The organism is Mesorhizobium sp. M7A.F.Ca.US.005.03.2.1 (assembly GCF_003997795.1).
GTDB classification, from domain to species: domain Bacteria; phylum Pseudomonadota; class Alphaproteobacteria; order Rhizobiales; family Rhizobiaceae; genus Mesorhizobium; species Mesorhizobium ciceri.
On the sequence record NZ_RZRP01000207.1, the window covers coordinates 1 to 8,240 of the forward strand.

Genomic DNA, 8,240 nt, shown 5'->3' on the forward strand with positions numbered 1-8,240 from the left:
GCATGTGGATGTAGGGGTGCCAGTCCTTGCCGCCGGCTTCCAGCAGCAGGACCGAATTGCTGGGATCTTCGCTCAGCCGGTTGGCCATAACGCAGCCGGCAGGACCGGCGCCCACGATGATATAGTCAGTCATTTCCTGATCCATTCATAGCCGTGGCACCGAGAGCGCGCCGTCGACATTGATGATCGAGCCGGTCGAAAAGCCGAGCTTGCCGCCGGCGAGCGTCGCCACCACCGCGCCGATGTCCGATGCTTCGCCCCAGCGTTTGGCCGGAACCAGGCCGCCGTCGATAAGGGCGTCATATTTGGCGGTCACGCCTGAGGTCATGTCGGTGCGGATGATGCCGGGCCGGACTTCGAAGACGGCGATGTTTTCAGGCGCAAGCCGCAACGCCAGGTTCTTCACCCACATCGAAAGCCCGGCCTTCGAGATGCAGTAGTCCGGCCGTTCCGGCGACGCCATTTCAGCACTGACCGAGGTGATGGTGATGATGGATCTCTGATCGCCTGGCGCAGCCAGCATCGCCTTGGCGACAGCCTGGCTGAGGAAGACGGTGCCGCGCAGGTTGATGCCCAGCGTGCGATCGAAATTCTCCGGCTTGAGGTCCAAGAGGTCACCGCGCACCACGGCGCCGACGCCGGCATTGTTGACCAGGCAGTCGATGCGGCCGAAGGCGCGCATCGCGGCATCGACAAGTGCTGTATGGGTGTCGAGGTCCGCGATGTCGCACCTGACATAGGCGAATTTTGCGCCACGCTTGGTGATGTCGGGGGCAAGTCCGTCGGCGGCTGTTTCGGCAAGGTCGGCGACCAGAATATCGAAGCCGGCATCCGCCAGTGCCTGGGCGCAGGCGAGGCCGATGCCGCGCGCGCCGCCGGTGACGATGGCGGCGGGGCGGGTCATGCGGCGAGGTCCGTCTTGCGGATGTGGTCAGCAACGCGCAGCGCTTGGGCTGCAATCGACAGCGCTGGGTTGACCGCCGCCGAGTTCGGCAGGAAACCGGCGTCGACGACGAACAGGTTCCGGTGGTCGAAGGAGCGGCAGTAGGGGTCGAGCGCCGCCGTCGCCGGATCGTCGCCCATCTTGATCGTGCCGCATTGATGCGACGGCGTGCGCTTGTCGAAGGGGCGCGACAGCACGATGGGATAGCCGCAGGCGCGGAAGTTTTCGCGCATTACCTTGTTCAGCCCGTCGAGCGACTGCATGTTGGAGCGCCGCCACTGCATGATGATGTCCTTGCCGTCGACCATGATGCGGCTTTCCGGGTCGGGCAGGTCTTCGCACATAAGGTACCAGTCGACGGCGTGGCCGGCCATGAAGTCGAGCGCGAATCCCGGCGTGTACTTGACATTGGCCCGCAGCATGTTGCCGTCGATCTTGCCGAGCAGTTGGACGTTCCCCAGCGGCTTACCGCCCTTGCCGTCGGACAGATAGTAGTCGTTGAGCATCAGCGTCTTCTGGTAGACGGCATCGTTGCGGCGGCGCGGATCGATCGCCAGCATGGCGCTGGAATTGTGGTTCATGAAATTGCGCCCGACCTGATCGGAGCGGTTGGCAAGGCCCTTGCCATCAGGAGACGGTGATCGCAGCAGGATGACGGCGGAATTGACCGCGCCAGCGGAGAGGATGACCAGTTTCGGCGCGACCTTTTTCAGCTCACCATTCTGCCGATAGTGGATGGCAGCAATGGTTTTGCCGTCGGTCGATGCCTCCAGGTACTCGACATAACAGCCGGTCTCGAGCCGGATGTTGGTGTCCTTCAGGGCCGCCGTCAGCGGTCCTGTCTGCGCGTCGACCTTGCCCTGGCCGGTGTTGGGAAACGCATCCCAGCCGGTCTTGCCCTCTTTCAGCCAGGTGTCGATGTCGACGCCGAGCGGCAGCGAGGCCGGATGCAGGCCGAGGTTTTTCAGCTCGGCGCGGGCGCGGGCGATCGGCGCCTCGTCGGGCACCGGCTTGTAGGCGTAGGGGATCGAATGGAACGGCTCGGTCGGATCCTCGCCCAGTGCACCGCGCACGCGAAACAGCTGTTCGGCTTTCGAATACCAGGGCTCGAATTCCTCATAGGAGAACGGCCATGCCGGCGAGACCCCGCCAAAGTGCTCCATGGCGGCGAAATCTTCCTTGCGGTAGCGGATCAGCACCGCGCCATAGAACTTCGAATTGCCGCCGACATAATAATAATTGCCGGGGTTGAAGGCGGCGCCGCCGGCCTCACGCCACATCTCCTTCGGCCTATAATGGCCGTCGACGAAGATCGAGCGCGTGTCGCGCGCGTGCGGCGTCGCCGGCAACGGCTCGCCGCGCTCGAGCATCAAGATCGAGGCGCCGCTGCCGGCAAGGCCGGAAGCGATCGTGGCGCCGCCGATGCCGGAGCCGATGATGACGATGTCCGGATTTCTCATGGCCTAAATCGCGTCCCGACGCGCTTTTGTTTTTTGTTTTGATGCATGTCGTTGCCCCAAAACCGGATCCACTTTTGGGCGACATACATTAGCGAATACGGGTCTCGGTCGCCGGATCGAAGAACACCGCCTTTGTCAGGTTGAAGGCGAGCGGCGTGTTGGTGCCCGGCTGAATGTTGGCGTCGGCGCGCAGCCGCGCCACCACGCCCTTGCCGCCGAGATTGGTGACGGCGAAGGTGTCCGAACCTGCCGGCTCGACGACCTCGATGTGACAGTCCGCGGTTGCGATGTGCGAGGCGTTGCGCTCGGCACCTTCCGGATCGGTCAGGGCTTCGGGACGGACACCGAAGATGATCGGCTTGCCCTGGAATGCCGACAGGCCCGCCGGCGCATTGGCCATCGGCAGGTTGATCGGCTCGCGCGCCTCGCGCTGCAGCACGACGGACAACGCATTGCCTGACGTACCGATCGTCGCCGGGATCAGGTTCATCGCCGGCGAGCCCATGAAGTCGGCGACGAAGAGATTGCTCGGGTTGTTGTAGATTTCGGCCGGCGTGCCGAACTGCTGCACCTCGCCGTCGCGCATCACGGCGATCTTGGTCGCCAGCGTCATCGCCTCGATCTGGTCGTGGGTGACGTAGACGATGGTGGTGCCGGTGGTGGCATGCAGGCGCTTGATCTCGATGCGCATGTCGACGCGCAGCTTGGCGTCGAGGTTGGACAAAGGCTCGTCGAAAAGGAACAGTTTGGGGTCGCGCACCAGCGCCCGGCCCATGGCGACGCGCTGGCGCTGGCCGCCCGAAAGCTGGCTCGGCTTGCGCTGCAAGAGGTGGCCGATCTGCAGCACCTTGGCCACCTTGTCGATCGCCTTCTGGCGCTCCGCCGCCGGCACGCCGCGCATCTCCATGCCGAAGGAGATGTTTCCGGCCACCGTCATGTTCGGGTAGAGCGCATAGCTCTGGAACACCATGGCGATGTCGCGCTTGGAGGGGTGCAGATCGTTGATGGCGCGGCTGTCGACCCGGATTTCGCCCGAGGTGATCGTCTCCAGGCCGGCGATGGTGTTGAGCAAAGTGGACTTGCCGCAGCCGGAAGGGCCGACCAGCACCAGGAAACCGCCTTTCTCGAGCTCGACATCGATCCCTTTCAGGATCTCGACCTGGCCGAAGCGCTTTCTCAGACCATCAATTTCCAGAAAAGCCATCAGATCATCCTTTGACGGCGCCAGCCATGAGACCGCGCACGAAGTAGCGGCCGGCGAGCACATAGACGAGAAGGGTGGGCAGTGCCGCGATCATCGCGGCGGCCATGTTGACGTTGTATTCGACGACGCCGGTCGAGGTGTTGACGACGTTGTTGAGCGCCACCGTCATCGGCATCGCGTCGCCGGTGCCGGCGTAAGCCGAGGCGAAGAGGAAGTCGTTCCAGATGTTGGTGAACTGGTAGATGACGGTGACGACGAAGATCGGCATTGAGTTCGGCAGCATGATGCGGCGGAAGATCTGGAAGAAGGATGCGCCGTCGACCTGTGCCGCCTTGACCAGTTCGGTCGGAAACGCCTCGTAGTAGTTGCGGAAGAACAGCGTGGTGAAGCCGATGCCGTAGACGACGTGGACGAAGACCAGGTTGACCGTCGGGTTGCCGAGACCGAAGCTCGTTCCGACCGAGTTCTGCAGTGTGACGCCGAAGCGGCCGAGGCTGCCGAGGATGGTCGCCATCGGCAACAGCACCGACTGGAACGGAATGAAGCAGGCGAACAGCATCAGCCCGAACACCAGCGTTGCGCCGCGGAAACGCCATTTCGTCAGCACGTAGCCGTTCAGCGCGCCCAGCATGGTCGAGATCAGAACGGCCGGAACCACCATCTTGATGGAGTTCCAGAAATAGCCCTTAATGCCGGCGCAGGTGAGGCCGACGCAGGTCTCGCCCCACGCCTTCAGCCACGGGTCGAAGGTCGGCGCCTTGGGCAGCGCCAGCATGTTGCCGTTCTGGATCTCGTCCATGGTCTTGAACGAGGTCACCAGCATGACGAACAGCGGCATCAGGTAAAACAGCGCAAACAGAGCCAGCAGCCCGTAGATGACGATGCGGTTGATGACCTTGACGTTGACGCCGCCGGAGGCCTGGCGGGCGGGAGTGGTGACGGCGCTCATCGCGGCTTCTCCCGCAGTTCCGAATAGAGATAGGGCACGATGATGGCGACGATGGTCATCAGCATGATCACCGCACTGGCCGAGCCGACGGCCATTTCGTTGCGCTTGAACGTGTACTCATACATGAAGTTGGACGGCAGCCACGCCGAGCCGCCGGGCCCGCCGCTGGTCAGTGCGACCACGAGATCGTAGGACTTGATGGCGAGGTGCGCGAGCACGATGAATGCCGACAGGAAGATCGGCCGCAGCAGCGGGATGACGATGCGGCGATAGAGCTGGAAGGTGGTGGCGCCGTCGATCTGCGCCGCCTTCATGATCTCGCCGTCGATGCCGCGCAGGCCGGCCAGGAACATCGCCATGATGAAGCCGGAGGCCTGCCAGACGCCGGCAATGACCACCGTGTAGATGACGAAATCCTTGTTCTTGATCCAGTCGAAATGGAAGCTCGTCCAACCCCATTGATGCAAGGTCTGCTCGAGACCGAGGCCGGGATCGAGGAACCATTTCCAGGCGACGCCGGTGACGATGAAGGACAGCGCCATCGGATAGAGATAGATCGGCCTCAACACGCCTTCGCCGCGGATCTTCTGGTCGAGCAGGATGGCCAGGAACAGGCCGAGCGCCAGGCAGATCGCGATGTAGAGGAAACCGAAAATACCCATATTGGTGATCGACGTGTACCAGCTCGACGGCGGGTCTGTGTCGAAGGTCCAGCCCCACAGCCGCTGATAGGCGCGCGAGCCGGTTAGGACATAGGACGGGAAGGTCTTGGAATTGGTGAAGGACAGATAGATCGTCCACAGGATGAAGCCGTAGACGAAGACGATGGTGATGGCGAAGCTCGGCGCCAGCACGATCTTCGGCAATGCGTCCTGCAGGCGCGAGCGCACCGAGGCGCGTGGCCGCGCATGCTCCGGCGTCAGCTTGATCTGGCTTGTCGCTACCGTGCTCATGGGGCTCCTCCCGTCGACTCGCGGCCAACCAGCTTCGCGGATCTATGTTCGCGGATCTGGGCCTTCCCCGCCGGAGCGGGGAAGGCGTTTTTGGTGCGTGGCGCTTACTTGGCGTCGTCGATCGCCTTGACCAGCTCGGTCACGGCTTCGTCCGAGGTCTTGATCTGACCATGGACGAATTTGGAGACGACATCCTTATAGGCATTGGCGACCGCCGGAGGCGCGCCATAGCCCTGGGCCAGCGAGCCGAACAGCGTGCCGCCTTCATTGGCTGCCTTCAGGTCGGCGATGCCCTTCTTGCCGCAAGCGTCGAAGTCGGTGTCCGGAACATCGGTACGGGCCGGGACCGAACCCTTGACGACGTTGAAGGCCGACTGGAAGCTCTTCGACAGGGTGGCGGTGGCCAGTGCGACCTGGGCGGCCTTGCGGTCGTCGGGAACATTGAACATGCCGAACATGTCGGAGTTGTAGATCACCGAGCCGTCGGTACCCGGGAAGCGATAGCACAGGAAGTCGGTGCCCGGGGTCTTGTTGGCGGCGTGGAACTCGCCCTTCGCCCAGTCGCCCATGACCTGCACCAGGGCATCGCCCTTGATGACCATGGCGGTGGCAAGGTTCCAGTCGCGGCCCGAGAAGTTGGGGTCGACATAGGTGACGAGCTTGGCCAGATTGTCGAACGACTTCTTCATCGTGTCGGACTTCAGGGACTCGTCATCGAGGTCGTTGAAGGCCTTCTTGTAGAACTCGGGTCCGCCGGTCGACAGCACGACGGAGTCGAACATGGTGGCTTCCTGCCAGTTCTGGCCGCCGAGAGCGAGCGGGATCACGCCTGCCGCCTTGGCCTTGTCGAGCAGGGCAACGAAGTCGTCGAAGGTCTTCGGCTCGGTGCCGCCGATCTTGTCCAGGACGGCCTTGTTGATCCACAGCCAGTTGACCGAGTGAACATTGACCGGCGCCGCGACCCACTTGCCGTCATAGACCGAAAACTTCTGCAGGGCTGCCGGAACGGACTTGTCCCAGCCTTCCTTCTTCGCCGTTTCGGTCAGGTCGCCCATGACGCCGGCGGCTGCATAGTCGAGCACGGTGTAGCCGAGCATCTGCGAGGCGGTCGGATAATTGCCGGCCGCGACCATCGCCTTCAGCGCGGTCATGGCGGCATCGCCGCCGCCGCCGGCCACCGGCACGTCCTTCCAGGCATAGCCTTCCTTGGCCAGATCACCCTTGAGGACGTTGAGAGCAGCCGCTTCGCCGCCCGAGGTCCACCAATGCAGCATCTGGACTTCCTTGACGTCCTCGGCGTGGGCCGCGAAAGCCAGGCCCGACGCGAGAGCCGTTCCGATAAGCAGTTTGCGCAACATGTACTTCCTCCCTTGTTGCATTACACGACCGGCGGATGCCGCCGGGTTCTTCTCAACTCAGCCGACCCACCACCCGGTGCGCTGGCCGCGATGAAACTGGATTGTCTTTTCCTCGGTATAATCCTCGACGGCGCGTTTGCCGAGTTCGCGTCCGAGACCGGACTGCTTATAGCCTCCGAAAGGCAGCTCGGGATAACCTTCCATGAATGTGTTCACCCAAACGGTTCCCGAACGCACGCCGCGCGCGACCGACATGCAAGTGTCGATGCTGGCGCTCCACACGCCCGCCGACAAACCATAGGGCGTGTTGTTGGCGATGTGCAACGCCTTTTCAATCGATTCAAAAGTCAGCACCGAGAGCACCGGGCCGAACACTTCCTCGCGCGCTATGGCCATGTCCTCGGTGACGCCGCGGATGATGGTGGGATCGAGGTATTGACCGATATTGGAGGCCAATTGCTTGCCTCCGCTGTAGATGCTGCTGCCCTCGGTCGCGGCTGCCGCAACGTAACCGGCAACCTTGGCCAAATGGTCGGACGAGATCATCGCGCCGACCTTGGTTTGGTCATCGAGCGGATCGCCGACCGTGACCCTGGCGGCAAGCGCCTTGACGGCGCTGAGAAAATCGTCGGCGATCGCCTCGTGCACGATCAGCCGGCTGCCGGCATTGCAGCACTCGCCGGCATTGAAGAAGCCGCCGAACACCGCCGCATCGGCGGCCGCTTCGAGGTCGGCGTCCTGGAAGACGATCTGGCCGTTCTTGCCGCCGAGCTCCATCGAGACTTTCTTCAGCGACTGCGCGGCGGATGCCATCGTCATCTTGCCGACGCGGGTGGAGCCGGTGAACGAGACCATTTCGACCAGCGGGTGGCTGACCATCGGCGCACCGACATCGGCGCCAAGTCCGGCCAGGATATTGACGACGCCGGCGGGCAGGCCGGCCTGCATCAGGATGTCGCCGAGCACGAAGGTCGAGGCCGAGGTCATTTCGCTCGGCTTGACCACCGCCGTGCAGCCGGCGGCGAGCGCGAAGGGCAGTTTCTGGCTGACGATCAGGAACGGGAAATTCCACGGGGTGATGATCGAGACGACGCCGATCGGTTCGCGCAGGACGACACCCAGCATGGCGTCGCCGAGATTGGCGTAGGTTTCACCATGCAGGGTGCGGGCAAGCGAGGCGGCATAGCGCCAGATGTCGACGGCGCCGCCGATCTCGCCGCGTGCCTGGGCGATCGGTTTGCCCGATTCCAGTGCGTCGAGCCGGGCGATGTCTTCCAGCCGGCCCTCGATCAGATCAGCTGCCTTGAGCAGGATCCCGGCACGTTCGGCCGCCTTCATGCGCGGCCATGGACCCGTTTCGAAAGCCCTGTGGG

Annotated in this window: 8 protein-coding genes; all 8 read right to left on the bottom strand. The window is 63.2% G+C overall.

The window, feature by feature from the left end; genetic code table 11:
- Positions 1–133, bottom strand: a 133-nt coding sequence (locus EN991_RS13940; protein ID WP_164769053.1) for a lycopene cyclase family protein, incomplete at its 3' end; no start/stop codon positions are given.
- A gap of 12 nt (positions 134–145) precedes the next feature.
- Positions 146–904 (bottom strand): 3-ketoacyl-ACP reductase, encoded by a 759-nt coding sequence (locus EN991_RS13945; RefSeq protein WP_127368971.1) that lies wholly within the window; start codon positions 902–904, stop codon positions 146–148.
- Entirely contained in the window at positions 901–2,403 is a 1,503-nt protein-coding gene (locus EN991_RS13950) for a GMC family oxidoreductase (RefSeq protein ID WP_127368972.1), read from the bottom strand. Before EN991_RS13950 ends, EN991_RS13945 begins: the two co-directional genes overlap by 4 nt.
- 88 nt (positions 2,404–2,491) lie before the next feature.
- Positions 2,492–3,607, bottom strand: a complete 1,116-nt coding sequence (locus EN991_RS13960) for an ABC transporter ATP-binding protein (RefSeq protein ID WP_127368974.1) — start codon at positions 3,605–3,607, stop codon at positions 2,492–2,494.
- Between the two features lie 4 nt (positions 3,608–3,611).
- Positions 3,612–4,556 carry a carbohydrate ABC transporter permease gene (locus EN991_RS13965; RefSeq protein WP_024502751.1) on the bottom strand — a complete coding sequence of 315 codons (945 nt, stop codon included), beginning with the start codon at positions 4,554–4,556 and terminating at the stop codon, positions 3,612–3,614.
- Positions 4,553–5,509 carry a sugar ABC transporter permease gene (locus tag EN991_RS13970; RefSeq protein ID WP_024502750.1) on the bottom strand — a complete coding sequence of 319 codons (957 nt, stop codon included), beginning with the start codon at positions 5,507–5,509 and terminating at the stop codon, positions 4,553–4,555. Before EN991_RS13970 ends, EN991_RS13965 begins: the two co-directional genes overlap by 4 nt.
- A gap of 104 nt (positions 5,510–5,613) precedes the next feature.
- Positions 5,614–6,867, bottom strand: coding sequence for an ABC transporter substrate-binding protein (locus tag EN991_RS13975; protein WP_013529701.1), 1,254 nt, complete (start codon positions 6,865–6,867; stop codon positions 5,614–5,616).
- 57 nt (positions 6,868–6,924) lie between these two features.
- Positions 6,925–8,240, bottom strand: a 1,316-nt coding sequence (locus EN991_RS13980; protein ID WP_127368975.1) for an aldehyde dehydrogenase family protein, incomplete at its 5' end; no start/stop codon positions are given.

Bases quoted from the DNA above. Each gene is read 5' to 3' on its own strand.
- EN991_RS13945 (WP_127368971.1), bottom strand. From the start codon at position 904: ATGACCCGCCCCGCCGCCATCGTCACCGGCGGCGCGCGCGGCATCGGC.
- EN991_RS13950 (WP_127368972.1), bottom strand. From the start codon at position 2,403: ATGAGAAATCCGGACATCGTCATCATCGGCTCCGGCATCGGCGGCGCC.
- EN991_RS13960 (WP_127368974.1), bottom strand. From the start codon at position 3,607: ATGGCTTTTCTGGAAATTGATGGTCTGAGAAAGCGCTTCGGCCAGGTC.
- EN991_RS13965 (WP_024502751.1), bottom strand. From the start codon at position 4,556: ATGAGCGCCGTCACCACTCCCGCCCGCCAGGCCTCCGGCGGCGTCAAC.
- EN991_RS13970 (WP_024502750.1), bottom strand. From the start codon at position 5,509: ATGAGCACGGTAGCGACAAGCCAGATCAAGCTGACGCCGGAGCATGCG.
- EN991_RS13975 (WP_013529701.1), bottom strand. From the start codon at position 6,867: ATGTTGCGCAAACTGCTTATCGGAACGGCTCTCGCGTCGGGCCTGGCT.